The organism is Chromobacterium haemolyticum (assembly GCF_002081825.1).
In the GTDB taxonomy this organism is placed as follows: Bacteria; Pseudomonadota; Gammaproteobacteria; order Burkholderiales; family Chromobacteriaceae; genus Chromobacterium; species Chromobacterium fluminis.
The window spans coordinates 182,035-206,677 of sequence record NZ_MUKU01000006.1 but is presented as its reverse complement, the minus strand read 5'-3'; the positions used below and the strand labels follow the sequence as shown (position 1 = coordinate 206,677).

Annotated in this window: 23 protein-coding genes and 3 tRNA genes; 20 read left to right on the top strand and 6 right to left on the bottom strand. The window is 62.4% G+C overall.

Translation table 11 applies throughout. The features are described 5' to 3' along the window. From B0T39_RS06480 to B0T39_RS06470, 3 genes are all read left to right on the top strand, one after another. Nucleotides 1-135, top strand: a 135-nt coding sequence (locus B0T39_RS06480) for a transposase (RefSeq protein ID WP_141111110.1), incomplete at its 5' end; no start/stop codon positions are given. 51 nt (nt 136-186) lie between these two features. Next, nucleotides 187-1,626, top strand: a complete 1,440-nt coding sequence (locus tag B0T39_RS06475; protein ID WP_254894502.1) for a TonB-dependent receptor — start codon at nt 187-189, stop codon at nt 1,624-1,626. Nucleotides 1,627-1,705: 79 nt separating this feature from the next. After that, nucleotides 1,706-2,665, top strand: coding sequence for a bifunctional helix-turn-helix transcriptional regulator/GNAT family N-acetyltransferase (locus B0T39_RS06470; protein ID WP_081545338.1), 960 nt, complete (start codon nt 1,706-1,708; stop codon nt 2,663-2,665). A gap of 139 nt (nt 2,666-2,804) precedes the next feature. Here B0T39_RS06470 and B0T39_RS06465 read toward each other — a convergent pair. From B0T39_RS06465 to B0T39_RS25580, 3 genes are all read right to left on the bottom strand, one after another. Then, nucleotides 2,805-2,879: transfer RNA gene (locus B0T39_RS06465), tRNA-Glu, on the bottom strand. Nucleotides 2,880-2,885: 6 nt separating this feature from the next. Next, nucleotides 2,886-2,962 (bottom strand) — tRNA-Arg (locus B0T39_RS06460). A 120-nt stretch (nt 2,963-3,082) separates the two neighbouring features. Then, on the bottom strand, nt 3,083-3,400 hold the full coding sequence (locus B0T39_RS25580; RefSeq protein ID WP_176219496.1) for a hypothetical protein: 318 nt from the start codon (nt 3,398-3,400) through the stop codon (nt 3,083-3,085). Between the two features lie 376 nt (nt 3,401-3,776). Here B0T39_RS25580 and B0T39_RS24870 point away from each other — a divergent pair, with 376 nt between their 5' ends. The 3 genes from B0T39_RS24870 to B0T39_RS06450 all read left to right on the top strand — a co-directional run bounded on the left by B0T39_RS24870 (nt 3,777) and on the right by B0T39_RS06450 (nt 5,192). Beyond that, nucleotides 3,777-4,304, top strand: a complete 528-nt coding sequence (locus B0T39_RS24870; RefSeq protein ID WP_141111108.1) for a DUF2975 domain-containing protein — start codon at nt 3,777-3,779, stop codon at nt 4,302-4,304. Nucleotides 4,305-4,307: 3 nt separating this feature from the next. Next, nucleotides 4,308-4,541 (top strand): helix-turn-helix domain-containing protein, encoded by a 234-nt coding sequence (locus tag B0T39_RS24865; RefSeq protein ID WP_141111107.1) that lies wholly within the window; start codon nt 4,308-4,310, stop codon nt 4,539-4,541. Nucleotides 4,542-4,676: 135 nt separating this feature from the next. Then, complete coding sequence (locus tag B0T39_RS06450; RefSeq protein WP_081545337.1) at nt 4,677-5,192, top strand: hypothetical protein; 516 nt, start codon at nt 4,677-4,679, stop codon at nt 5,190-5,192. 378 nt (nt 5,193-5,570) lie between these two features. On the opposite strand, the gene B0T39_RS06445 is transcribed toward B0T39_RS06450, so the two are convergent. From B0T39_RS06445 to fdhD, 3 genes are all read right to left on the bottom strand, one after another. Continuing rightward, a tRNA-Ser gene (locus B0T39_RS06445) sits at nt 5,571-5,664 on the bottom strand. A gap of 61 nt (nt 5,665-5,725) precedes the next feature. After that, nucleotides 5,726-6,952 carry an aspartate kinase gene (locus B0T39_RS06440; RefSeq protein ID WP_081545336.1) on the bottom strand — a complete coding sequence of 409 codons (1,227 nt, stop codon included), beginning with the start codon at nt 6,950-6,952 and terminating at the stop codon, nt 5,726-5,728. A gap of 217 nt (nt 6,953-7,169) precedes the next feature. Continuing rightward, complete coding sequence (fdhD, locus tag B0T39_RS06435) at nt 7,170-7,979, bottom strand: formate dehydrogenase accessory sulfurtransferase FdhD (protein WP_081545335.1); 810 nt, start codon at nt 7,977-7,979, stop codon at nt 7,170-7,172. A 134-nt stretch (nt 7,980-8,113) separates the two neighbouring features. Between fdhD and fdnG the strand changes: the two genes are divergently transcribed. The 14 genes from fdnG to B0T39_RS06365 all read left to right on the top strand — a co-directional run bounded on the left by fdnG (nt 8,114) and on the right by B0T39_RS06365 (nt 24,526). Then, nucleotides 8,114-11,170, top strand: coding sequence for a formate dehydrogenase-N subunit alpha (fdnG, locus tag B0T39_RS06430; RefSeq protein WP_081545334.1), 3,057 nt, complete (start codon nt 8,114-8,116; stop codon nt 11,168-11,170). A 9-nt stretch (nt 11,171-11,179) separates the two neighbouring features. Next, nucleotides 11,180-12,058, top strand: a complete 879-nt coding sequence (fdxH, locus tag B0T39_RS06425) for a formate dehydrogenase subunit beta (RefSeq protein ID WP_081545333.1) — start codon at nt 11,180-11,182, stop codon at nt 12,056-12,058. Next, nucleotides 12,055-12,684 (top strand): formate dehydrogenase subunit gamma, encoded by a 630-nt coding sequence (locus tag B0T39_RS06420; RefSeq protein ID WP_081545332.1) that lies wholly within the window; start codon nt 12,055-12,057, stop codon nt 12,682-12,684. Before fdxH ends, B0T39_RS06420 begins: the two co-directional genes overlap by 4 nt. Beyond that, nucleotides 12,681-13,607: a formate dehydrogenase accessory protein FdhE gene (gene fdhE / locus B0T39_RS06415; protein WP_081545331.1), complete on the top strand. Its 927-nt coding sequence runs from the start codon at nt 12,681-12,683 to the stop codon at nt 13,605-13,607. Before B0T39_RS06420 ends, fdhE begins: the two co-directional genes overlap by 4 nt. Nucleotides 13,608-13,755: 148 nt before the next feature. Next, a complete protein-coding gene (locus B0T39_RS06410) occupies nt 13,756-14,763 on the top strand; it encodes a hypothetical protein (RefSeq protein WP_141111106.1) in 1,008 nt (335 codons plus the stop codon). 17 nt (nt 14,764-14,780) lie between these two features. Further along, nucleotides 14,781-15,149 (top strand): response regulator, encoded by a 369-nt coding sequence (locus B0T39_RS06405; protein WP_081545329.1) that lies wholly within the window; start codon nt 14,781-14,783, stop codon nt 15,147-15,149. A gap of 13 nt (nt 15,150-15,162) precedes the next feature. Further along, entirely contained in the window at nt 15,163-15,513 is a 351-nt protein-coding gene (locus B0T39_RS06400; protein ID WP_081545328.1) for an STAS domain-containing protein, read from the top strand. Continuing rightward, complete coding sequence (locus B0T39_RS06395; RefSeq protein ID WP_081545327.1) at nt 15,503-17,797, top strand: chemotaxis protein CheA; 2,295 nt, start codon at nt 15,503-15,505, stop codon at nt 17,795-17,797. The genes B0T39_RS06400 and B0T39_RS06395 overlap by 11 nt, the downstream gene beginning before the upstream one ends. After that, a complete protein-coding gene (locus tag B0T39_RS06390) occupies nt 17,794-19,434 on the top strand; it encodes a methyl-accepting chemotaxis protein (protein ID WP_081545326.1) in 1,641 nt (546 codons plus the stop codon). Before B0T39_RS06395 ends, B0T39_RS06390 begins: the two co-directional genes overlap by 4 nt. Nucleotides 19,435-19,446: 12 nt before the next feature. Continuing rightward, complete coding sequence (locus B0T39_RS06385; protein WP_081545325.1) at nt 19,447-20,007, top strand: chemotaxis protein CheW; 561 nt, start codon at nt 19,447-19,449, stop codon at nt 20,005-20,007. 6 nt (nt 20,008-20,013) lie between these two features. Next, nucleotides 20,014-21,594 carry a methyl-accepting chemotaxis protein gene (locus tag B0T39_RS06380; RefSeq protein WP_081545324.1) on the top strand — a complete coding sequence of 527 codons (1,581 nt, stop codon included), beginning with the start codon at nt 20,014-20,016 and terminating at the stop codon, nt 21,592-21,594. Between the two features lie 76 nt (nt 21,595-21,670). Further along, nucleotides 21,671-22,195, top strand: coding sequence for a chemotaxis protein CheD (locus tag B0T39_RS06375; protein ID WP_081545323.1), 525 nt, complete (start codon nt 21,671-21,673; stop codon nt 22,193-22,195). Further along, nucleotides 22,192-23,310 carry a protein-glutamate methylesterase/protein-glutamine glutaminase gene (locus B0T39_RS06370; protein WP_081545322.1) on the top strand — a complete coding sequence of 373 codons (1,119 nt, stop codon included), beginning with the start codon at nt 22,192-22,194 and terminating at the stop codon, nt 23,308-23,310. Before B0T39_RS06375 ends, B0T39_RS06370 begins: the two co-directional genes overlap by 4 nt. A 13-nt stretch (nt 23,311-23,323) precedes the next feature. Next, nucleotides 23,324-24,526 (top strand): EAL domain-containing response regulator, encoded by a 1,203-nt coding sequence (locus B0T39_RS06365; protein ID WP_254894501.1) that lies wholly within the window; start codon nt 23,324-23,326, stop codon nt 24,524-24,526. Nucleotides 24,527-24,643: the final 117 nt, after the last annotated feature.

Sequence of the window (24,643 nt, the reverse complement as noted above, 5' to 3'; positions counted from 1 at the left end):
CGCTGGGTTGTTGAGCGCAGCTTCGCTTGGTTGGAAAAGAGCAGAAGGCTGTGGAAGAACTGCGAGCGGAAACTCAATACCAGCCTACAGTTTATCCATCTGGCCTTCTTGGGGCTCTTACTCAAAATACTTTGAACAGGCTCTTACAACGCGTCCATCTATACCAGCCAGAACATCGCGCCGCGGTTGCTGGCCAATGCGGACAGCTTCTTCCTGGGCCAACAGCAGGGCGTGGACGCCAAGGGGGTGCCGATTTACGCGCCGTCGGCCGGGCCGTTCAACCGCCGGCTGACGCAGGCGGAGTTCGACGGCATCGCCGGGCGCTCGGTGAGCCAGAACAAGTCCTGGCTGCAGGCGCTCAGCCTGAGCGGCAGCGGCGAGTTGTTCAAGCTGCCGGCCGGCGCGGTGAAGCTGGCCGGCACGCTGGAATGGGGCAGCCAGGGCTTCAGCAACGATCCGGACCCGCTGATCAACCAGGGCGCGTTCTACAACACCTCGCCGGCCGTGCACGCCGGCGGCGCCCGCTCGCGCCAGGCGCTGGGCGGCGAGTTGTTCATCCCGGTGTTGAAGCGGCTGGACCTGACGCTGTCCGGCCGTTACGACCGCTACCAGCTGCCGAACAGCAGCGCCGGCAAGTTCACTTACGGCGCCGGCCTGGCGTTCCGTCCGCTGAACAGCTTGCTGCTGCGCGGCAGTTACGTCACCAGCTTCCGCGCCCCGGACATGAATTATCTGTTCCTGACCCAGAGCCGCGGCTATTACTCGTCCAGCACCGATTACTGGCGTTGCGCCCAGGCCGGCCAGCCCTTGGCCAGCTGCGACTACAAAAGCATGTCGCCGGGCGCGGACTACGTGAAGAACGGCAACGCCGAACTGAAGCCGGAAAACGGCAAGTCCTACGGCTTCGGCTTTGTATGGTCGCCCAGCAGCAGTGCGGATATTTCGGTGGATTACTGGGACATCGCCATCAATGATCTGGTCACCGACCTGAGCGGCGACAAGCTGTTGCGCGACGAGGCGCAGTGCCGCGCCGGCATGCTGGACGCGTCGTCCCAGCTGTGCCAGGACACATTGCGCCGAGTGCAGCGCAATCCGGCCAATGCCTTGATCAATCCGGGCGCGATCAAGCAGATCGTGGTCAACCCGATCAACGCCGCCAGCGAGCGCACCAGCGGTTTCGACATCGCCGGCAAGCTGCGCTGGAAAACCGCCAACTGGGGCAGCTTCCTGCTGAAAGCCAATTACACCAAGGTGCTGAAGCACACTTACCAGCAGTTTGCCGGCGATGTGGAACAGAATATGTTGAACGACCCGGAAAACACCGATTGGCCGGACAAGCTGGACACCAGCCTGAGCTGGGACATCGGCCCTTGGTCGTCCACCGTGCTGCTGACCCGCTACGGCAAGATTCCCAAGGCCAGCGGCAATGGCAATCTGACGCCCACGGTGCTGGCCAATTTCAGCACTCAGTATCAATGGAGCAAGCAGACCTCGGTGGGGCTCATCGTCAACAATGTGCTGGACACCATCAAGCGCGACGATACCAGCAACTGGCCCTACTACCCGGTGGGCAGCTATCTGCCCTATGGCCGCCAGTGGTGGGTGGAGGTGAACCACAAGTTCTGAACGGCTGGCGCGCTCACGATTTATTGTAATAAGCAACTATTTAGTTGTATGTTACAATCATTACCACAGGAGAGCGCGCATGAACCCTACACAGCCGCAGCAGCTTGTCATCGACCAGATCCGCTCCGCCTCGCGGCGCATCGTGCGCGAACTGGGTTTCATGCGCAGCACCCTGGCCATGAGCCGGCACTCCGCCTCCGCCGTGCATGCGGTGGTGGAGATTGGCCTGGCCGGCAGCTTGTCCGCCAGCCAGTTGGCGGACAAGCTGCAGCTGGAAAAATCCACGGTGAGCCGGCTGGTGCGCAAGCTGACGCAGGGCGGCGAGCTGCTGGAGCAGCCCTGCCCCAGCGACGGCCGGACCAAGCTGCTGGCCTTGAGCCCGTCCGGCCAACAGCTGTTCGCGCAGTTGCAGGACTACGGACGCGGCCAGGTGGGCGGCGCCCTCGTCCACCTGTCGGCGGAGCAGCAGCGGCAGGTAGAACAAGGCCTAAATTGCTATGCGGCGGCGCTGGAAGCCAGGCACGCCGAGCACACGCCGCCGGCCGCGGCGCCCATCGCCATTGAAACCGGTTACCGTTGCGGCGCGCTGGGCAGCATTGTCGCCATGCATGCGCGCTATTACCACGCCCACGCCGGCTTCGGCGCTTTTTTCGAACGGCAGGTGGCCACCAGCCTGGCCGATTTCCTCGGCCGCCTGAGCCAGCCCGGCAATCAGCTGTGGCTGGCCTTGCGCAACGGCCGCATCATCGGTTCATTGGTGATTGCGGCGGAGCCGGACGCGCCGGGGCAGGTGCAGCTGCGCTGGTTCATTCTGGACGAGGAGGCGCGCGGCAGCGGCCTTGGCCGCCGCATGATGGAACAGGCGATGGCGTTTTGCGATCAGCAGCGCCTCGCCGTCCGGCTGTGGACCTTCCAGGGCTTGCTGGCGGCGCGGCATTTGTACGAGGCCTTCGGCTTTGTCTTGAGCGAGGAGCGCCCAGGAGCACGCTGGGGCGAACAGGTGGTGGAGCAGTGTTTTACACGGCCCGCCAAAAGCTAGCCGCGCGCCGTGCTGCTGCCGGATGGGCAGCTTAGAAACAGCGGTCCCGTGTGGTGATGGTGCCGATGGGGTTCACTGCCGGATAGGCAGCTTAGAAATGCAAAAAACCCACCGCTTGCGCGATGGGTTTTTCTGAATCTGGCGTCCCCACGGGGAATCGAACCCCGGCTACCGCCGTGAAAGGGCGGTGTTCTAACCGCTAAACTATAGGGACAGCAAGTGGCGCACCCGGAGCGATTCGAACGCCCGACCCTCTGGTTCGTAGCCAGATACTCTATCCAACTGAGCTACGGGTGCGCTGATTGGCGTAGAAAGAGGGGTTCCTGAAAATACCCGCTCTCAAACAACCAAACCCTTGAATTTTCTAGCAGTAGCGCTTGCTGTGCTGTCGATCAAGAAGCGCACAGTATGTGTCCTTTACTGGACCTTGTCAACAGCTTGTTCTGAAATTTTTCCAAACCCGAAAAATGGAGAAAATTTCCGCAAAGCCATGCCTGACTCAACAAAACTCGCAATTTTCCCCGCCCGGCCTAGAGCAAGCGCGACCCGCCGATTCTCATTTGTACGGTTCACTTTGGGTGTGGCGTGTGGGCATCCTTCCGGTTCACCGATGGCGATGGCAGGTATGAGGATAGCAGCGGCTACTCGCTGCTCGACGAAGTGCCCAGGCGAGCTCGACCAAAAGTATTCAATTTGGATGTTTTCGGCTGATTCAAACGTCCAACCAAAGTACAAGTTTCATCAGCTTTACCCCTCAATCGAATCCAGCTGATGGCCTTGTTAATGAAAGGCTTTCAGCGGCTTTTGATGGCGGTTCACTCCGCTCACCCTAGGAGAAAATGCACGCATGGCCAAATTGGCCAGACTGCAGAAGCGGCGCCTGCGGATGCGGATGATCACCATGCCCTGTTCCGCAAAGAAAGGCAGTACCCGGTCATTGAGCAAGTTGGCCCCCGTTCGACCGGTCACCGCAGCGACCTAGACCGGAGCCGTTCCCTCCTTACTGTTCCCTGGTTGCGACAAGCTCAAGCTAGATTATCGAATAACGATAAATTTCTTGCGGAATACCAATGTCCTATTTATCGTTTAACAATAAACCCAGGAGGAGGAAATGATGCCTAGCCATCCGAACCTTTTGTCTACGACCCGCCTGGTCTTGCGCGCCCTGCTCAGCCTGAACTTCATACTGGGCATGGGAATTGGGGCACTTTTGCTTGCCAGCTTTATCCCGCCGCAATGGCTACAAGCCGCGCTAGGCGCGCGACCGGAGGCTCCGCCCGCGCTAATGACAGGCATGCGCCTGATCATGCTGATCATGCTGATCGGGCTCGCTGGCGTGCCGCTGGCGAATCTTGTCTTGGCGCGCTTGCTGGCGATGGTGACAACGGTACGCGATGGCGACCCCTTCATTCCAGCCAACGCCGCCCGGCTGCAAGCCATTGCTTGGGCGCTGCTCGCCATACAAATTCTCAACCTTGCCGTCGGCGCGGTTTGCGCAAGCGTATCCATGATCTACCCGTTGGACATTGGGTGGAGCCCTTCGGTCGATGGATGGCTATCCGTATTGCTGCTGTTTATTCTGGCGCGAGTATTTGATGCAGGAACGAAAATGCGTATCGATTTGGAAGGAACCGTATAAGCCATGGCTATTCTGGTAAAGCTCGATGGCTTGTTGCATGACCGAAGAATGACTTTGAGCGAGCTTGCGGATCGTGTAGACATCACCCTGGCGAATCTTTCCATCCTCAAAACCGGAAAAGCCCGCGCCATCAGGTTCTCGACCTTGGAAGCAATTTGTGAAGCCTTGCAATGTCAGCCGGGCGATTTGCTGGACTATGCGGCCAGCGCTAAGGAAGACCAAGCCGTCCCCAAATAAAGCTTAAGCCATCTGTTTATGCGCTGGGCCTTGGCCAGTTCCATCTGGCGGGCCAGTAGCGCCAGTAGCAAGCGCCCGCCAAATCGAACGGCGTCCGAAGCAAACTGTATCCACTCGCCCAAATGGGTCATTTTCATGGAGAAAGATAAAATGCAAGACATTTCACTATTTCGCCTGAACTGCTTGAGAGGCCTGTATCTGTTTATCGCCGTCGGATTTGGAGTCTCCCTGCTGCCTAATATCTTGAGTCCCCATACCCCGGCGGTTCCCACGAGAGCCGTGGTGGACCACATGCTCTTGGCCTTTTGGCTGTTAACCCTATTTGGCGTGCGCTACCCGCTGCAAATGCTCCCGGTGCTGCTATGGGAAATGATCTGGAAAACCCTGTGGGTGGTGTTGGTAGCCATTCCCCAGTGGCGCAGCGGGCGCATAGAGCCCTTTACCGAAGCCAATCTGGGCTGGATTCCCTTGCTGATCGTCTTCTATGCAGTCGTGCCCTGGCGCTACGTATACGCCAACTACCTGCTCAAGCCATCCGAGCCATGGCGAAAGAAGACCAACGCACCGCGCGGCGCGGCGCGTCGCTGGCGGATTAGCGGGTCGGGCGTCTGCTCTAGCGCCATTACGCTAACGGACAGGAAGTGGCGGTGAATGAAACAGAGGCAACTATTCAGCTCCCTTGACGGTTTGAATAGCAGCGTGAGCAAGCGACAAAATGGCCGGAGCGGACCACCCACCTGCTTCCGGCCATCAATCGAATTCATCCGCCTCCATCCTCCAGCCGATGGAAGCCCCCCCCCTTTTCCCAATACACAAAGACAATCAGGAATTGCCGCGCAAACCGCTCGAGGGCGTGTCTCGACTAGTTTTATCTAGGTCAAATGGATTGATCGCGTTTTCGCAGAGACGGTTACGCTTCTAGGAAGCTCTTGGTCTTGTTGATCCGCTTCAGGAATCTAACGATGAGGTTCGGACCGCTAGGACGCAAAAAAGCCCTCGACTGTTTCCAATCAAGGGCTTAATGCGAACTGGCGGAGAAAGAGGGATTCGAACCCTCGATACAGGTTTAAGCCCGTATGCTTCCTTAGCAGGGAAGTGCCTTCGACCACTCGGCCATTTCTCCGTTCAGAGAGCGCCATATTAATTAGCGCTGCGCCCCCTGTCAAGCGTGGATCCGAAATTATTTACGCCGGCTGGTCCAGTCCGAAAACTTTATGCAAAACGCGAACCGCCAGTTCCAGATACTTCTCGTCCAGCAGCACCGACACCTTGATTTCCGAGGTGGAGATCATCTGGATATTGATGCCCTCTTCCGCCAGGGTGCGGAACATGGTGGAGGCGATGCCGCAGTGCGAACGCATGCCCACGCCCACGATGGAAATCTTGGCCACCTTGTCGTCGGCGTCGATCTTGGCGGCGCCGATATGGGTCTGCACTTCGCGCAGGATGGTCAGCGCGCGCTGGAATTCGCCGCGCGGCACGGTGAAGGAGAAATCGGTCGCGCCGTTTTCGCCCACGTTCTGGATGATCATGTCCACTTCGATATTGGCATCGGCAATCGGTCCCAGAATCTGGTAGGCGATGCCAGGCTTGTCCGGCACGCCCTTGACGTTGATGCGCGCTTCGTTACGGTCAAATGCGATGCCTGCGACAACGGCCTTTTCCATGCTTTCATCTTCCTCATACGTAATCAGGGTGCCTTCGCCTTCGTCTTCGAAGCTGGAGAGCACGCGCAAACGAACCTTGTACTTGCCGGCGAACTCCACCGAGCGGATCTGCAGCACCTTGGAGCCCAAGGACGCCATTTCGATCATTTCCTCGAAAGTGACGGTCTTCAGGCGGCGCGCTTCCGGCACCACGCGCGGATCGGTGGTGTAAACGCCGTCCACATCAGTGTAGATCTGGCATTCGTCGGCCTTCAGCGCGGCGGCCAGCGCCACGGCGGAGGTGTCCGAGCCGCCGCGGCCCAGCGTGGTGATGTCGCCGTCCTCGTCCACGCCCTGGAAGCCGGCAACGATGACGACGCGGCCTTCATTGAGGTCGGAGCGCATCGCGGTGTCGTCTATCTCCTGAATGCGGGCCTTGGTGTGGGCGTTGTCGGTGACCAGCTTCACTTGCCAGCCGCAGTAGCTCTTGGCCGGCACGCCGATTTCCTTCAGCGCCATCGCCAGCAGGCCGATGGTGACTTGCTCGCCGGTGGATACCACCACGTCCAGCTCGCGCGGGTCCGGATAGTCCTGAATCTCCTTTGCCAGGGCGATGAGGCGATTGGTTTCGCCGCTCATGGCGGACACAACCACCACGACATCATGTCCCTGCGACTTCCACTTGGCGACACGGCGGGCAACATTCTTGATCCGTTCGGTGGTTCCAACCGAAGTGCCGCCGTACTTTTGTACGATGAGTGCCATGCTTGTTTCTTATATTCGAAAGGGTTGAAATGTCGAGCTTCGATTCTGACCCTAACTTGCCAAGAATTGCAAGACGGAATTCACCGCCTATATTGCATCGCAAAACCAGCCGCCCGCCCCTGCCGACGCATCTGGGCGCAAGCTGCCGACGCTGCGACGCTTGCCGGCATCAATCCACGGCAGCCATGCCGTTTACTGGCAGAATATTTCTGTTGGATTACATGCGCAAACGTTCGGGGCAGCTGTACAGATTGGCGCGGCCGCGGCCGGCGAAGCCGATCAAGGTCAGGCCGTAGCGCGCGGCCATCTCCACCGCCAGCGAAGTGGGCGCGGACATCGCTATCAATATCTCGATGCCGGCGGCGGCGGCCTTCTGCGCCATTTCATAGCTGGCGCGGCTGGTGACGACGGCGGCGCCGTCGCGCCAGCCTTGGCGCGCGCGCGCGCCGATCAGCTTGTCCAGCGCCACGTGGCGGCCCACGTCCTCGCTCAGGTGCAGGAGTTCGCCCTGCGGCGTCACCCAGCCGGCGGCGTGGGCGCAGGCGGTGGCTTGGGACAGGCTTTGCGCCTGCTGCAAGGCCGGCAAGGCGCGCGCCAGCGCGTCCAGGCTGAAGTTTTGGGTGACCGGCAGCGGCGGCAGCGTCCGGTGGATTTCCGCCAGTTGCTCCACGCCGCACAGGCCGCAGCCGGTGCGCCCGGCCAGTTGGCGGCGGCGCTCCTTCAGGGCCATGAAACGGGCCGAAGCCAGCTCGATATGAACCTCCACCCCGCGCTCGCCCGGGAGGATGTCGATGCCGTAGATTTCGCCCGGATGGGCGATGATGCCTTCGGCCAGACTAAAACCAAGCGCGAAGTCTTCCAGCGCCCTCGGACTGGCCATCATCACCACGTGGGACAGGCCGTTGTACACCAGCGCCACAGGGGTTTCCACCGCCACCCAGTCTTGCCTGGCCTGGGCGCCGCCATCGCGGCAATCGATAATGCCGAGCTCAAGCGCCGCATGCTCCAGCGCTTCATTTTTTTTCATAGAATTTGGCCTGCCATCAGCTGCAATAGTTTGTACTAATTGATACCTAGGGCGATAATAGATTTTCCGCTGTGAGTGAGCAATGCGCCCTTGGTGGGTCAAGGGCGCCAGGTTCATACCAAGGAGACAAACCCATGCAAGTCAGCAGACGGCAGTTTTTCAAGCTCTGCGCCGGCGGCATGGCAGGCACCACCATCGCGACCCTGGGCTTTATGCCCGAGACCGCGCTGGCCGACACGCGCAGCTATAAATTGATGCGCGCGACGGAAACTCGGAATACCTGTCCATACTGTTCGGTGGGCTGTGGCATCTTGATGTACAGCCTGGGCGACGGCGCCAAGAACGCCAAAGCCGATATTTTCCACATTGAAGGCGATCCGGACCACCCGGTCAATCGCGGCGCGCTCTGTCCCAAGGGCGCCGGCCTGATCGATTTCATCCACAGCCCCAACCGCCTGCGCTACCCGGAAGTGCGCGAAGCGGGCTCCAACGAATACAAACGCATCAGCTGGGACGAGGCCTTCGAACGCATCGCCGCCCATATGAAGCGCGACCGCGACGCCAACTTCGTCGAGAAGAACGCGGACGGCGTCACCGTCAACCGTTGGCTGACCACGGGCTTCCTGGCCGCTTCCGCGTCCAGCAACGAGGCCGGCTGGCTGACCCACAAATTCACCCGCAGCCTGGGGCTGCTGGCGGTCGACAACCAGGCGCGTGTATGACACGGACCAACGGTGGCAAGTCTTGCCCCAACATTTGGTCGCGGTGCCATGACAAACCATTGGGTCGACATCAAGAACGCCAACCTCATTGTCGTCATGGGCGGCAATGCGGCCGAGGCGCACCCGGTGGGTTTCCGCTGGGCGATTGAAGCCAAGACCCGCAACAAGGCGAAGCTGATCGTCATCGATCCGCGCTTCACCCGCACGGCCTCGGTGGCGGATTATTACGCCCCCATCCGCACCGGCACGGACATTGCGTTCTTGTCCGGCGTGATCCGCTACCTGCTGCAAACCGGCAAGTACAATAAGGAATACACGCTGGCCTACACCAATGCCGCGCTCTTGGTGAACCCGGACTTCAAGTTCGACGACGGCCTGTTCTCCGGCTACAACGCGGAGAAGCACAGCTACGACAAATCCACCTGGACTTACCAGCTGGACGACAAGGGCATGGCCAAGCGCGACGATAGCCTGTCCGACCCGCGCTGCGTGATCAATCTGATGCGCGAACACGTGGCCCGCTACACGCCGGAAATGGTGGAAACCCTCTGCGGCACGCCCAAGGATGCCTTCCTCAAGGTCTGCGAATACCTGGCGGAAACCGGCGCCCACGACAAGACCACGTCCTTCCTCTATGCGCTGGGCTGGACGCAACACTCCATCGGTTCGCAGAACATCCGCACCATGGCGATGATCCAGCTGCTGCTGGGCAATATGGGCATGGCCGGCGGCGGGGTCAACGCGCTGCGCGGCCACTCCAACATCCAGGGTCTGACCGATATCGGCCTGCTGTCCACCAGCTTGCCGGGCTATCTGAACATGCCCTCGGAGAAGGAGCCCACGCTGGACGCCTATCTGGCCAAGTACACCAGCAAGCCGCTGGCCGACGGGCAGATGAACTACTGGCAGAACTATCCCAAGTTCTTCATCTCGCTGATGAAGGCGATGTGGGGCGACAAGGCCACCGCCGACAATCAGTGGGGCTATGACTGGCTGCCCAAGTGGGACAAGAGCTACGACGTGCTGCAGTACTTCGAGCTGATGCACCAGGGCAAGATCAACGGCTATTTCTGCCAAGGCTTCAACCCCATCCTGGCCTTCCCGGACAAGAACAAGGTGGTGGCCTCGCTTTCCAAGCTGAAATATCTGGTGATCATGGACCCGCTGGCCACCGACACTTCCACTTTTTGGAAGAATCACGGCGAGCAGAACGATGTCAACAGCGCGGAAATCCAGACCGAGGTGTTCCGCCTGCCCACCACCTGTTTCGCCGAGGAAGACGGCGCAGTGGTCAACTCCGGCCGCTGGCTGCAATGGCACTGGAAAGGCGCGGACGCGCCGGGCGAAGCGATCACCGACGCGGAAATCCTGGCCGGCATCTTCACCCGTCTGAAAGCGCAGTACGCCAAGGAAGGCGGCAAGAACGCCGAGGCCGTCATGAGCTTGTCCTGGGCTTACGGCAACCCGCACGAGCCCAAGCCGGAAGAACTGGCCAAGGAGCTCAACGGCAAGGCGCTGGCGGACATCCCGGATCCCAAGAACCCGGGACAGTTCCTGGCCAAGAAAGGCGAGCAGTTGTCCGGCTTCGCGCTGTTGCAGGCCGACGGCAGCACCGCTTCCGGCTGTTGGATCTTCGCCGGCAGCTGGACCCAGGCCGGCAATCAGATGGCGCGCCGCGACAACAGCGACCCGTCCGGGCTGGGCAACACTCTGGGCTGGGCCTGGGCGTGGCCGGCCAACCGCCGCGTGCTGTACAACCGCGCTTCCTGTAAGCCGGACGGCACGCCGTGGGACAAGAAGCGGACGCTGATCAAGTGGAACGGCGAAAAATGGGTGGGCGTGGACGTGCCGGACTTCAAGGCCGACGAGCCGCCCGGCAGCGCCATGGGCCCCTTTATCATGCAGGCCGAGGGCCTGGGGCGGCTGTTCGCGCTCGACAAGATGGCCGAAGGCCCCTTCCCCGAGCACTACGAGCCGTTCGAAACGCCGCTGGGCACCAACCCGCTGCATCCCAAGGTGGTGTCCAATCCGGCGGCGCGGGTGTTCCCGGCGGACCGCGAGCAGATGGGCAAGCATGACGCCTTCCCGTACGCGGCCACCACTTACCGGCTGACCGAGCACTTCCACGGCTGGACCAAGCACGCGCGGCTGAACGCGATCGCCCAGCCGGAGCAGTTCGTGGAAATCGGCGAGGCGCTGGCCAAGGAGAAAGGCATCGCCCACGGCGACACGGTGAAGGTGTCGTCCAAGCGCGGCTATATCAAGGCCAAGGCGGTGGTGACCAAGCGCATCCGCGCGCTGCAGTCGGGCGGCAAGACGGTGCACCAGGTCGGAATTCCAATTCACTGGGGTTATGAAGGCGTGGCCAAGAAAGGCTTCAGCGCCAACACGCTGACGCCGTTTGTCGGCGACGCCAACACCCAGACGCCGGAATTCAAGTCCTTCCTGGTCAACGTCGAGAAAGTATAAGGAGCGACCATGTCACTGCAATCGCAAGATATCCAGCGCCGCTCCGCCAGCCCTACCCAGCCGCCGGTGGTGCGCGATTACAAGGCCGAGGTGGCCAAGCTGATCGACGTGTCCACCTGCATTGGCTGCAAGGCCTGTCAGGTGGCCTGCTCGGAGTGGAACGACATCCGCGACGAAGTGGGCAGCAACGTCGGCGTCTACGACAACCCGGCCGATCTCACCGCCCACAGCTGGACGGTGATGCGCTACAGCGAGGTGGAGGAAAGCGGCAAGCTGGAGTGGCTGATCCGCAAGGACGGCTGCATGCACTGCGCCGACCCGGGCTGTCTGAAGGCCTGTCCGTCGCCGGGGGCCATCATCCAGTACGCCAACGGCATCGTGGACTTTCAGTCCGAGCACTGCATCGGCTGCGGCTATTGCATCTCCGGCTGTCCGTTCAACGTCCCGCGCATCAACCAGAAGGACAACAAGGCGTATAAATGCACCTTGTGCTCCGACCGGGTGATGGTGGGGCAGGAGCCGGCCTGCGTGAAGACCTGTCCCACCGGAGCCATCCGCTTCGGCACCAAGTCCGATATGCAGACCTACGCGCACGAGCGGGTGGAAGAGCTGAAAACCCGCGGCTACGCCAACGCCGGGCTGTACGATCCGGAAGGCGTGGGCGGCACCCATGTGATGTACGTGCTGCACCACGCCGACAAGCCGGAGCTGTATTCCGGCCTGGCCAAGGATCCCAAGATCAGCCCGGTGGTCAGCCTGTGGAAGGGCATTCTCAAGCCGCTGTCCACCATCGGCCTTGCGGCTTCGGTCTTGTTCGGCTTCTTCCACTATATCGGCGTCGGCCCCAATAAGGCGGAAGAGGAAGAGAAAGAGGAGGAACAGGCATGAGCAAGGAAAAGCTGATCAAGCGCTACAGCGCGGCGGAACGCCTCAACCACTGGATCGTGGCGGTGTGCTTCGTGCTGTTGGCGATTTCCGGCCTGGCCTTCTTCTACCCGGCCTTCTTCTGGCTGACCGGCGTATTCGGCACGCCGCAGCTGGCGCGCATCATCCACCCCTTCGTCGGGGTGCTGATGTTCCTCGGCTTCGCGCGCCAGTTCCTGCGCTACTGGCATCACAATTTCCTGGATAAGGAAGACGTGAAGTGGATGATGGCGGTGAAGTCGGTGCTGTCCGGCCACGAGGTCGGCGACATCGGCAAGTACAACGGCGGCCAAAAAGGCATGTTCTGGCTAATGACCGGCTGCATGCTGATGCTGGTGTGCACCGGCTTCATCATGTGGCGGCCGTACTTCGCGCTGTACTTCCCCATCCCGGTGATCCGCGTGGCCCTGCTCCTGCACGCCTGGAGCGCGCTGATCCTGATCGCCGGCATCATCGTCCACGTCTACGCCGCCATCTGGGTGCGCGGCACGATACGGGCGATGGTGGAAGGCGTGGTCACCCATGCCTGGGCCAAGAAGCATCATCCGCGCTGGTATCGTGAAATGACTGGAGACAAGAACAAGCCATGAGCATACGCATCGTCCCCCTGGACGAGGCTGGCCGGCTGCAAACCGCGGCGGGAGAGATCCCGCCGTTGTTGCTGCCCCAGCCCGCCGAACGCTATCTGGCCCGCAGCCGGCGCCTCTCGGCGCTGGCCGACGGCCACCCGATGGCGGCCTATCTGGCCTTCGCCGCCCGCATCGCCGCGGCTCAGCACCGCTTGGTGCGCGAACAGCCGGTGGCGCTGCCGCAGCGCGGCGATTACTTCCATCATTGCGCCGAACACGGCCTGCCGCCGCTGGGCGCCGCCGCTTGGCCGCGCGATCCAGTCTGGCGCGATCTGCTGCGCGCGCTATGCGCGGAACTCGCCGCCCAGCCCGGCCCCGCCGGCGAAGTGGCGCGCGAGCTGGGACAGACGAGCGACGACGCGCTGGAAAACGCCGCGCGCGCTCTGCTGGACGGGGACTTCGCCGCCGTCGGCTCGGCGCGGGCGCCCTTGTTGTGGGCGGCGCTGTCGGTTTACTTCAGCCAACTAGCCTCGCAATTGCAAGTCGCCGCGGTGGCCGAACCCGACGACGCCCGCCACCTGTGTCCGGTGTGCGCGATGCCGCCGGTAGCCAGCGTGGTACGCCTCGGCAACGAATCCGGCCTGCGCTACCTGCATTGCAGCCTGTGCGAGAGCGAATGGCATCTGGTGCGCGCCAAGTGCAGCAATTGCGAAGCCACGCGCGACATCGGCTACTGGTCGCTGGAGCAAGGCGACAGCCAGCAGGCCGCGGTGCGCGGCGAGAGCTGCGGCGACTGCGGCAGCTATCTGAAGATCCTGGCGCTGGACAAGGATCTGAACGCCGAACCGGCGGCCGACGATCTGGCCACGCTGGCGCTGGATCAGCAGTTGGAACAGCACGGCTTTGCCCGCAGCGGGGTGAATCCGCTGTTGTTCCCCGGCTGAGAAACGCTTCAATTTCCGCCCCGACAGCCTCCGTCACGGAGGCTTTTTTATTGCCTCCGCAAGTGGCTTGGCCGCGCCGACCGTTTGCATAAGAAAAAACCAACAACTACAAAAAAGGTATGACTTTTTTCTATCCCGGTTAATCGACATGGTTCAGCTCCCGCCTCTGACGCCAAGAAACCGCCTGCTGTTGGGCCTGGCCATCAATGGCGGCGTCTTGTGCTGGCTGTTTTGGGGGCATGCCCTACTCTGGGCCGGACTGGCGCTCAGCTCCGTCGCGCTGGCGCTGACCCTGAACTGGCCCGCGCCAGTCGATCCCGCGGAACAGACGCCGAACCCAGACGCCTACTGGCAGGGCTTCGCCAGCCATGTTTGCGCCTTGCTCCCGCTATGGGCCGGCCACATTTCTTTAGGCAAGGAACAGATGGACGACGCCGCCAACCGGCTGACCCTGCGCTTCGACGGCATCTTGCGCCAAGTAGGCGGCGCGGTGCCCAAACCCGGCGAGCACACCGACCACGCGGCGCTGGCGCAGGCGGAGAGCCGGCTCAAGCACCTGTTGCAGCTCTTGCAAAACGCCACCCGGCAGCAAACCGACCTCGCCATCCATCTGCACACGCTGGGCCAATCGGCCAATACCCTGCAAAACCTGGTGCGCAGCCTGATCAGCGGCCGCCAGCTGGACGGCGAGCAAAGCATGGAACAACTGGGCAGCGATACGCTGGAGCAACTGTCCCGCTTGCAAAACCAGATCGACAAAGCCATGGACAGCCTGGCGCAAATGGCGCACGAACCGCTGCGGCCTCACGCTCCGCTGAACCCCGCCGACCCAGCCGCACAGGACAAAGAAACCACACTGGACGAAGAGGCTGCTCAGTCTCAATCCTTGCAGCAGGCTCTGGAAGACATCCTGGTGCAACTGCAATTCCAGGATAGAGTCGATCAAATCCTCAGCGGAGTGCAAAACGACATGCGCCGGTTGGAAAGCGTCTTCAGCCAGGCGCTGATCGATACCGAACAGCGGCCGACGCCGCCGGACACCGCAGCCTGGCTTGAGGCCTTGAAAAACAGCTATACCACCCATGAGCAGCGCGTCCTGCACAGCAGCGACAAGACTGAATCGGGCAATAAGCAAAACAACATCACCTTTTTTTGATCCGGGGAACGCTTCCGATGGCCAAAACCATACTCATCGTCGATGATTCGGCCAGCCTGCGACAGGTGGTGCGCATGACGCTTGCCGGCGCGGGCTATGAGGTGCTGGAGGCCGGCAACGGCCAGGAGGCGCTGAATGTGCTGGACGGGCGCAAAGTCCATCTGATCGTCTCCGACGTGAACATGCCGCTGATGGACGGCATCGCCTTGCTGCGCAATATCAAGGTCCATCCCAATTACAAGTTCACTCCGGTCATCATGCTGACCACGGAGTCCTCCGAGGAAAAAAAGCAGGAAGGCAAGGCCGCCGGGGCCAAGGCCTGGGTGGTCAAACCGTTCCAGCCGCCGGTGCTGTTGACCGCCGTTTCCAAATTGATCCTGCCCTGAACGGGAGCTCGACATGCCGCGCACCCGCAAAAAACCAGACGCCCGAGACGGCGCGCCCGCCACACCGACCGCCGCCGTTTTCCAACTGACGCTCAGCGGAGAACAAACCATTTACCAGGCGGCGGAACTGCATCAGCAGCTTCACGCCGCCCTGGCCGGCCACGCGGCCATCGAACTGGACCTGTCCTGCGTCGGAGAGCTGGACTGCGCCATCGCCCAGGTACTGCTATGGCTGCGCCGGGAAAGCCTGCATAAGGGCGTCGCGCTGCGCTTCATCGCCCCCAGCCCTGCCTCTCAGGATTTCATCTGTCTGATCGGCCTGCAAGGCGAGCTCTCATTGGACGAGGCCGCGCATGGATCTTGAACTGGCGCTGCAAACCTTCTTCGAAGAGTCCAACGATCTGCTGGGGGAGATGGAAAGCATTCTGCTGGACGCGGAAGCCGACTCCACCACCACGGAACAGCTGAACGCCCTGTTCCGCTCCATGCACACCATCAAGGGCTCCGCCGGGCTGTTTGGTCTGGACATCGTCGTCGGCTTCACCCATGAAGTGGAAAACGTGTTGGATCTGCTGCGCGACGGCGCCTTGCGCCTGGACGATATGCTGACCGGCCTGCTGCTGCGCTGCCACGACCACGTCAAGGAGATGCTGACCGCGCTGGCGGCCAAGGACAGCCTGGAGCGATTCGCCGACACCGAACTGCTGGACGAGCTGATCGCCTACAACCGCGCGGCCGGCGGCGCCGCGGCTCAGGACGCGACCGAAACGACCGATGCCCCGGAAGCGCCGCCCGCAACGCTCCCATCCGAACCTCTGCCCGCGCCCGCCGCGCAAAAGCCGGAGCAATGGCTGCTGTCGCTGCGTTTCGGCCCGGACATGTTGCGCAACGGCATGGACCCATCCTCCTTCATCCGCTACCTCGCCACCATAGGCGAGATCGACCGGATAGAAGCCATCACCACCCAGCTGCCGGCCGGCGACGCCTTCAACCCGGAAACCAACTATCTGCGCCTGGAGGCGCTGTACCGCAGTCAGGAAGAACAGCAGACGCTGGTGGACGTCTTCGAATTCGCCCGCGAAGACAGCGAGGTCCATATCTGGCCGTGGCCACCCACTCCGCGGCAACAGGCTCAGACGCTGGCCAGCGCGCCGCCGGAGGAGGCCGACGCGGTCCAGGCGGTATGGCTGCGCTTTGGCCTGGAGCCCGAGACCGCCGAGCCGGAAACCCTGTCCGACGCGCCCTTCGCGACAGGCACGGAAACGCCGCTGGCGGAAATCGTGGAATTGGCGCAGGCGGATCGTTCCACGGTAGACGTCGATCCCGTCCTCCTCGTCGACGCGGCGCAGGACTCCCCGCCAGCCCGCGCCAGCGCCAAGACCTCCGGCGACGCCAAAAGCGGCAAGCCGGCCGAAAGCAAATTCATCAAGGTGGAGGCAGGCAAACTGGACAGCCTGATCAATCTGATCGGGGAACTGGTGATCGCCGGCGCCGCCGCCAATCTGGTGGCGCGCCGCTCTCAGCAAGGCGCGCTGGTGGAAGCCACCCAAACCATCGCCAACCTGATCGAACAGATCCGCGCCGGCACGCTGTCCATGCGCATGATCCAGATCGGCGAAATCTTCAGCCGCTTCCCACGCGTGGCGCGCGACGTCTCGCGCGAACTGGGCAAGGACATCCAACTGCACATCTCCGGCGCGGAAACCGAGCTGGACAAATCCATGGTGGAAAAGCTGGGCGACCCGCTGATGCACATCGTGCGCAACGCCATCGACCACGGCATCGAAACTACGGAGCGTCGGCTGGCCAGCGGCAAGCCGGCCGAAGGGCATGTCTGGCTCAACGCCTATCATGAGTCCGGCAGCATTGTGATCGAAGTGGCCGACGACGGAGGCGGCCTCAACCAAGAGCGCATCCTGGCCAAGGCGGTGGAGCGCGGCCTGGTTCCAGCGGACTCCACGCTGCCGGAACAGGATGTGTTCCGTCTGATCTTCGAGGCAGGCTTCTCCACCGCGGACCAGGTCACCAACATCTCCGGCCGAGGCGTCGGCATGGACGTGGTAAGAAAGAGCATAGAGCAGCTGCGCGGCACCATAGACATCGAATCAGAACTTGGACTCGGCACCACCTTCCGCATCCGGCTGCCGCTGACCCTGGCCATCATCGACGGCTTCCTGGTGGAAGTGGCCGCCGCCACCTTCGTGGTGCCGCTGGAAGCGGTGATCGAATGCATAGAGCTGCCCACCTCCCGGGATAAAGACAGTGTTCACGACTGCCTGAATCTGCGCGGCGAGCTGCTGCCGCTGCTGCGCCTGAACAGCTTTCTGGATCTGCCAACCGTAGCGGCCAAACGCCGCAACGTGGTGGTGGTCCACTACGGCGATCGCAAGGCCGGTCTGGTGGTGGACGCCCTGCTGGGCGAATTCCAGACCGTGATCAAGCCGCTGGGCAATCTCTTCCGCCATCTCAAGGCCATCAGCGGCTCCACCATATTGGGCACGGGCGAAGTCGCCTTGATTCTCGACGTGCCCGCCCTGATCCACCATGCCACCCAAAAAGAGGCGGAGCGGTACGCGCTGCTTCCCGCCCGGGAATGGGAAGCTGGCACGACAAACACCGCGGCGAAAACGGATAGGAGCGCCCAATGAGCCAATACAAACACGGCATGTCCATCGCGCAGAAGCTTGGGCTGGGTTTCGGCCTGATCATCGCGCTGATGCTGATCTGCGTCAGTGCGGCGCTGTACGGGCTGGAGATCAGCAATATCGCCCTGCGCGACATCACCCAGTTCAACAATGTGGAAAGCCGACTGGCGCGCCAACTGATCAGCGACAACCAGGACATCCGCATCGCTTGCCGCAATGTGATGCTGGCCGAGGGCCCAGCCGACATCAACAACGCGCTGCAAGCCTATCAGGCGGCCAAAGTCATCTATATGGAACGGGAAAAAAAACTGGCCGATGTCTTCCGGCAGGCCAGCAACAACTCCTCGCAAGAGCTGGAACAGATGAGCCGCATCCAGAATATGCGAACAGCCACGCTGGCTATGGAGGATAAGGTGGTGGAGCTGGCCAATCAGGGGCGTCAGGACGAAGCCAAGAAATTGATGCAGACCGAGATCGCGCCGCAAATGATCGCCTTCAATCAGCAACTGACCGCGTTGGCGGACCTGGAGGACAAACTCAACGACCAACTGGCCACTCAGGCCGACGCCAGCTATCAGCAAGCCCATTGGGTAATGATTGCGCTGTCCTTGCTGGCCACCGTGATCAGCGCCTGCCTGGCCACCCTGATCACCCGCAACCTGCTCCGTACTCTGGGCGGGGAGCCGCACTACGTGTCCGAAGTAATGCGCCAGGTGGCCGACGGCAATCTGGACGCTGAAATCCGGCTGCGACCGGGTGATCAAAACAGCCTGTGCGCCGCCATCGCCGTCACCATAGAGCGGATGCGCAACATCATCGCCGAGGTCAAGAGCGGCTCCGAGGCGCTGTCCAGCGCCGCGCAGCAGATCAACTCCACCTCGCAGGCCTTGTCTCAGGCCGCCAGCGAACAGGCGGCCGGTATTGAGGAGACATCCGCCTCGGTGGAAGAGATGTCCTCCTCCATCAGCCAGACCAACGACAACGCCCGCGTCACCGAGAGCATCGCCACCAAGGCCTCGCGCGAGGCGGCCGAAGGCGGCGAGGCGGTACGCCGCACCGTGGAGGCAATGCGCCAGATCGCCGACAAGATCGGCATCGTCGACGACATCGCCTACCAGACCAATCTGCTGGCGCTCAACGCCGCCATAGAAGCCGCGCGCGCCGGCGAGCACGGCAAGGGCTTCGCCGTGGTGGCCGCCGAAGTGCGCAAGCTGGCCGAGCGCAGCCAGATCGCCGCCCAGGAAATCAGCGGCGTGGCCGGCAGCAGCGTCAAGCTGGCCGAACAGGCCGGTCAGTTCCTGGAGGAAATCGTCCGCTCCAGCAGCCGCACCGCCGACCTGGTGCAGGAGATCGCCGCCGCCTCCAACGAACAGGCCAGCGGCGTCAGCCAGATCAACTCCGCCATCCAGCAACTGAGCCTGACCACGCAGCAGAACGCGTCCGCCAGCGAGGAGCTTGCCTCCACCGCCGAGGAAATGAACGATCAGGCCGAACACCTGCACGAGTTGATGGGCTACTTCAAGCTGGGCGCCGCCGAATCCTTCCACCCTGCGCCGCCGCGCGCTCGGCGCGAGCCCCTGTTGCCGCATAAGCCGCTGCACCCGCCACTGGCGGAAGAGTCCGACTTCATCCGTTTCTAACCGGACAGCGCCATGAAACCGCTCCATCTACAGCGTAAGCACGACAACGCCGCCTCCGCCGAAGCGCAGGCCGACGCCCGCCAATACCTGACTTTCCAGCTGGGCGGCGACGTCTTCGCCATCGGCATCCTGGCGATACGCGAAATCCTGGAATACCTGAAACCCACCCATGTGCCGCTGATGCCGCCCTTTATCCGCGGCGTGATGAATTTGCGCGGCTCGGTGGTGCCGGTGATCGACCTGTCGCTGCGCTTCGCCCGCGGCGAAACCGAAATCAACCGCCGCACCTGCGTCGTCATCATCGAAGTCGAAGGCGAGGACCAGCTGCAGTTGATCGGCATCCTGGTGGACGCGGTGCACGAGGTGCTGGCCATTCCCGACGCCGACATTGAGCCGCCGCCCCAGTTCGGCAGCAAGATCCGCGTCGACTTCATCGCCGGCATGGCCAAGCTGGACGGCCACTTCATCGTGCTTCTCAACGTCAACAAAGTACTGTCGGTCGATGAAATGGCCTTGATCTCCAGCCTGGGCCAGCAGGAAACCACTGCGGAACCCCAAACGGAAAAGGCCTGAGCGGTCATGCCGGCCCACTTCGCCCCCGCGCCCGGCCAAAGTCCCTTATCCGTCTCCCGACAGCTGAAACTGGGATTCGGCGCGCTGCTGTTTCTGCTGCTGGCCCTGATCGGCGCGGGGCTGTACGGCCTGGAACAATTCCACGTTCAGCTGGAGGAGATCACCCAGGTCTATGGCCGCCACGCCCGGCTTAGCGACCGCATGCACGTCCAGCTCCAAGAAATGCGCATAGACTACCGCTCGCTGATCATCGTCTCCAGCCGCCGCGACATCCAGTCCTGGCGCGAAAGTTATCTCGCCGCCCGCGGCCGCTACCTGGAACTGGAGCGGAAACTCGCCGACGCCATCGAACGGCAACAAGCTCCGGGCAAAACGGAACTGCAAGGCTCGATGCGGCGGCTGCAAGCCCAGCGCGAACAGGCTTTCGTGCTATTGGACCAAGGCATGCGCCAAGCCGCCGCCAACCAGAAATACGAAGCCCGCAAAGCGCTGGACCAGGCGGCCCCGGCGCTGCTCGTTCCGCTGCGGCAGCTGCGCGAACAAACGCATGCCTTGCGCGAGCAAGCCGCCCGGCAAGCGGAGCGCCGCGGCCGGGAATTGAAAACGCTGCTGCTGGCGCTGGCCGGAGGCAGCGCGCTGGCTGGCCTGCTGCTGGCCTGGGCTATCCACCGCAAGCTGTGGCGCATCCTGGGCGCGGAACCCGACGCGCTGGCCGAGCGCATGCGTGAAATGGCTGCCGGCCGGCTATGGCGCGGCGGCAAACCGCCCGCGGGAACGCGCCGCAGCGTGCACTCCACCTTGGAATACAGCAGCCGCCACCTGAGCGACATCATCCAAGACGTGCGTCACAGCGCCGACCAACTGGCCGACAGCGCCCGCGAAATCCGAGCCACCGCCGAGGCGCTGGCGCAAAACAGCTGGGCCGCCGCGCTCAGCGTCGGCGCCACCGCCCAATCCTGCGCTCAAATGCACGACGTCAGCCAAGGCAATCTGGCTCAGGCGGAACTGACCAACGCCGCCGCGCACGACGCCGCGCGGCAGGTGGCTGACGGCAAACAAGCGGTGCAAACCGCGGAAAGCGCGCTGGAACAGATTGCCGAGCGCATCGCAAGCGTCGAAGACATCGCCTACCAAACCAATTTGCTGGCGCTCAACGCCGCCATCGAAGCCGCCACGGCCGGGCCGCACGGCCACGGCTTCGCCGTAGTGGCAGACGACGTGCGCAAGTTGGCCGAACGCAGCCATCACGCCGCCCGGGAAATCAGCGAACTGGCCCGGCACAGCCGCCATGAAGCGCGACAGGCCGCTCGCGTGCTGTCCGGCATTCTGGAGCGCAGCGCGGCCACCGCGGAACTGGTGGGCGGCATCAGCGCCGCCAGCCGGGAAGAAGCGCGCGGCATCTCCCAAGTCCGCGACGCGATGGAACACCTGGGCGAGGTGTCCCAACGCAATACCTCCAACAGCGAAGCACTGGCGGCCACCGCCGCCGAAGTGCACAAACAGGCGGCGCGCCTGCAACAGCAAATCGCTTACTTTCTGATCCAGGAGACAAACGCGGAGGCGGAGAGCGTGTCGAATCCACCCTGAAACGGCGCGGCAACTGATCTACATTGAAACGAATGAACCGGTCGCTTGGCCCACCTTCGGCACAAAGGCCCTGGTAATGACAAAACAAGACGTCGATATTTTCCTGCATCCCGGCGATTGGTACTTCGGCGACAAGCACCACAAGATCCGCACGCTGCTAGGCTCCTGCGTCTCGATCACGCTGTGGCACCCCAAGGCCAAAATCGGGGGAATGTGCCACTACCTGCTGGCGCGGCGCACCGATCGAAGGCCATCGACACTGTCCGGCCGCTACGGCGACGAAGCCATGCTGTTGATGCTGCACGAGGTGCTGACCTCCGGGCTGCCCTTGCAGGAATTCCACGCCAAGCTGGTGGGCGGAGCCGCGGTGCTGGCAGGCGTCGAGCGCGATCAGCCGCACGACGTGCCGTCGCGCAATATCGACATGGCCTACCAGTTGGTCAAGCAACTCGGGCTATCCGTGCATGCGGAGGATTTGGGCGGCAACAGCCCGCGGTTGGTGATGTTCGATCTGGCCACGGGCGATGTGTGGGTAAAACAGACGCAAGACGCGGACATGAGCAGGATTTCCGCACACCATAAGGCAAGGACTCGGGCATGACTATCAAAGTGCTGATCGTGGATGACTCTGCAGTGGTTCGCCAAGTGCTGAGCCAGGTTTTCAGCCAGGCAACCGGCATGACGGTGATGGATGTGGCCACCGACCCCATCGCCGCGATGGAAAAAATGAAACAGCAATGGCCGGACGTCATCGTGCTGGACATCGAGATGCCGCGCATGGACGGCATCACCTTTCTCAAGCAGTTGATGGCCAGCCGGCCGACTCCGGTGGTGATCTGCTCATCACTGACGCAGAAAGGCACCGACATCAGCATGCAGGCGATGGCCGCCGGCGCGGTGGAGGTGATCGCCAAACCCATGGCCGGGGTCAAGGGCTTCCTCGAAGAGAGCGCCAACCAGCTGGTGCAAGCGGTGCGCAGCGCCGCCGCCGCGCGAATGAACCGGGTGCGGGTGATGCCCTCCGCCGGCGGCGCGACGTTGGGAGGCGGAGCGCCTCCCGGCGGTTCGGCGCCAACGTCCAACCCGCTGGAAACCCGGCCCAAGCTGTCCGCCGACGCCATCCTGTCCGCGCCCACCGGCGGCAATATGTTCGCCACCACGGAACGCATCATCGCCGTGGGCACCTCCACCGGCGGCACCCAAGCGTTGGAAACCGTGCTCACCGCCTTGCCGCGCACCTGCCCCGGCCTCGCCATCGTCCAGCACATGCCTGAAAAATTCACCCGCTCCTTCGCCGAGCGGCTGGACAGCCTGTCCCAGATCGAAGTCAAGGAAGCCAGCAACGGCGACCGCATCCTGCCGGGCCGCGCGCTGATCGCCCCCGGCGGCAAACACATGATGATCAAACGCAGCGGCGCCTTCTATCTGGTGGAAGTGGTGGACGGACCGCTGGTCAGCCGCCACAAACCGTCGGTGGACGTGCTGTTCCGCTCCGCCGCCAAGTTCGCCGGCAAGAACGCGCTGGGCATCATCATGACCGGCATGGGAGACGACGGCGCCAAGGGCTTGAAGGAAATGCACGATTGCGGCGCCAAGACCATCGCTCAAGACGAGGAAAGCTGCGTCGTGTTTGGCATGCCCAAGGAAGCGATCCGCTTGGGCGCGGCCGACGAAGTGATGTCGCTGGACACCATCGCCAAGGCGATTTGCCGCTGAACGAGGAAACACCATGCAACTGGATATCCAGGACGTCCTGATCATCGACGACAGCACCTTGCAGCGCCAGCACGGCTGCGAGATCTGCCAAGGCCTGGGCGCGCAGCAGATCCGCCAGGCCGCCAACGGCGAGGAAGGCCTGGAGCGGATGCGCGAGCATCTGCCCAGCCTGATCCTGCTGGATTTGGAAATGCCCAAACTGGACGGCGTACAAGTCATGCAGCACATGGCCAGAGAGGGGCTGAACGCGCCGCTGGTGGTCACTTCCAGCAAAGACTATCTGCTGATCTCCACCGTGGAGCTGATGGGACGGGAGCTTGGGCTGCCGGTGCTTGGCGGCTTAAAGAAGCCGCTGCGCCAGCCGGAGCTGCTGGACCTGCTCAAACGGGTGTGGACGCCCAAGGGCGGCGACGAACACCATGCCGAACTGTTCAGCGAGGTAGAGGTGCGCGAGGCCCTGGACAAGGGCGAGATCATTCCCTACTACCAGCCCAAGGTCACTCTCAACGGCGGCTTGCTCAAAGGCGCGGAAATGCTGGCGCGCTGGCAGCACCCGGAACTCGGCATCGTCTCGCCCGCCCGCTTCATCCCGGTGGTGGAAACCAGCGGCTGGGCCACCGAACTGACGCTAAACATGCTGGACCAAGGCCTGAAGCAATGGCAGGAATGGGCGCGCCGCGGCCTGCGGTTGCCGTTGTCGGTCAATCTGTCCGCGCTATCGCTGAAGGGCGACGACCTGACCCAGCAAATCGAGCAGCGGCTGCTCAGCACTCACGTGCCGCCGCGCTTCATCATCTTCGAAGTGACCGAAACCGCCATCGCCGACAATCTGGCCGAGGCCATCGGCATCGCCGCCCGGCTGCGGCTGGGCGGCCTGGGCCTGTCCATCGACGACTTCGGCACCGGCTTCGCCACCTTGCAGCAACTGACCCGCTTCCCGTTCACCGAACTGAAGATAGACCAATCACTAGTCACCTCGGTGTCCACCAAACCGCACCTGGAAGCCGTGCTCAACAGCGTGATCGAACTGGCGCAGCGCATGCAGCTGACCACGGTGGCGGAAGGCATAGAAACCACCACCGATCTGGACTTCATGGGCAACCGCGGTTGCCTGATGGGCCAGGGCTATTTCATCGCCAAGCCGATGGACGCGCCCCACTTCGAAAGCTGGGTCAAGGAAAGAATGCAGCAGCATAAGGAGGCCAGCACCGGCTGACCCCAGACTTTGAGCCCGCGAGTAGAACCTGTTTACGATCTGCTGCGCGTTGTAAGACGTGACGCGGTGAGTCCCCCTTCTAAATGCTCATACCACGAGAACACTCCGCTTTCTATG

What these genes read in the sequence shown, in the direction of transcription:
- B0T39_RS06470 (WP_081545338.1), top strand. Translation starts at nt 1,706, where the DNA reads ATGAACCCTACACAGCCGCAGCAGCTTGTCATCGACCAGATCCGCTCC.
- B0T39_RS24870 (WP_141111108.1), top strand. Translation starts at nt 3,777, where the DNA reads ATGATGCCTAGCCATCCGAACCTTTTGTCTACGACCCGCCTGGTCTTG.
- B0T39_RS24865 (WP_141111107.1), top strand. Translation starts at nt 4,308, where the DNA reads ATGGCTATTCTGGTAAAGCTCGATGGCTTGTTGCATGACCGAAGAATG.
- B0T39_RS06450 (WP_081545337.1), top strand. Translation starts at nt 4,677, where the DNA reads ATGGAGAAAGATAAAATGCAAGACATTTCACTATTTCGCCTGAACTGC.
- B0T39_RS06440 (WP_081545336.1), bottom strand. Translation starts at nt 6,952, where the DNA reads ATGGCACTCATCGTACAAAAGTACGGCGGCACTTCGGTTGGAACCACC.
- fdhD (WP_081545335.1), bottom strand. Translation starts at nt 7,979, where the DNA reads ATGAAAAAAAATGAAGCGCTGGAGCATGCGGCGCTTGAGCTCGGCATT.
- fdxH (WP_081545333.1), top strand. Translation starts at nt 11,180, where the DNA reads ATGTCACTGCAATCGCAAGATATCCAGCGCCGCTCCGCCAGCCCTACC.
- B0T39_RS06420 (WP_081545332.1), top strand. Translation starts at nt 12,055, where the DNA reads ATGAGCAAGGAAAAGCTGATCAAGCGCTACAGCGCGGCGGAACGCCTC.
- fdhE (WP_081545331.1), top strand. Translation starts at nt 12,681, where the DNA reads ATGAGCATACGCATCGTCCCCCTGGACGAGGCTGGCCGGCTGCAAACC.
- B0T39_RS06410 (WP_141111106.1), top strand. Translation starts at nt 13,756, where the DNA reads ATGGTTCAGCTCCCGCCTCTGACGCCAAGAAACCGCCTGCTGTTGGGC.
- B0T39_RS06405 (WP_081545329.1), top strand. Translation starts at nt 14,781, where the DNA reads ATGGCCAAAACCATACTCATCGTCGATGATTCGGCCAGCCTGCGACAG.
- B0T39_RS06400 (WP_081545328.1), top strand. Translation starts at nt 15,163, where the DNA reads ATGCCGCGCACCCGCAAAAAACCAGACGCCCGAGACGGCGCGCCCGCC.
- B0T39_RS06395 (WP_081545327.1), top strand. Translation starts at nt 15,503, where the DNA reads ATGGATCTTGAACTGGCGCTGCAAACCTTCTTCGAAGAGTCCAACGAT.
- B0T39_RS06390 (WP_081545326.1), top strand. Translation starts at nt 17,794, where the DNA reads ATGAGCCAATACAAACACGGCATGTCCATCGCGCAGAAGCTTGGGCTG.
- B0T39_RS06385 (WP_081545325.1), top strand. Translation starts at nt 19,447, where the DNA reads ATGAAACCGCTCCATCTACAGCGTAAGCACGACAACGCCGCCTCCGCC.
- B0T39_RS06380 (WP_081545324.1), top strand. Translation starts at nt 20,014, where the DNA reads ATGCCGGCCCACTTCGCCCCCGCGCCCGGCCAAAGTCCCTTATCCGTC.
- B0T39_RS06375 (WP_081545323.1), top strand. Translation starts at nt 21,671, where the DNA reads ATGACAAAACAAGACGTCGATATTTTCCTGCATCCCGGCGATTGGTAC.
- B0T39_RS06370 (WP_081545322.1), top strand. Translation starts at nt 22,192, where the DNA reads ATGACTATCAAAGTGCTGATCGTGGATGACTCTGCAGTGGTTCGCCAA.
- B0T39_RS06365 (WP_254894501.1), top strand. Translation starts at nt 23,324, where the DNA reads ATGCAACTGGATATCCAGGACGTCCTGATCATCGACGACAGCACCTTG.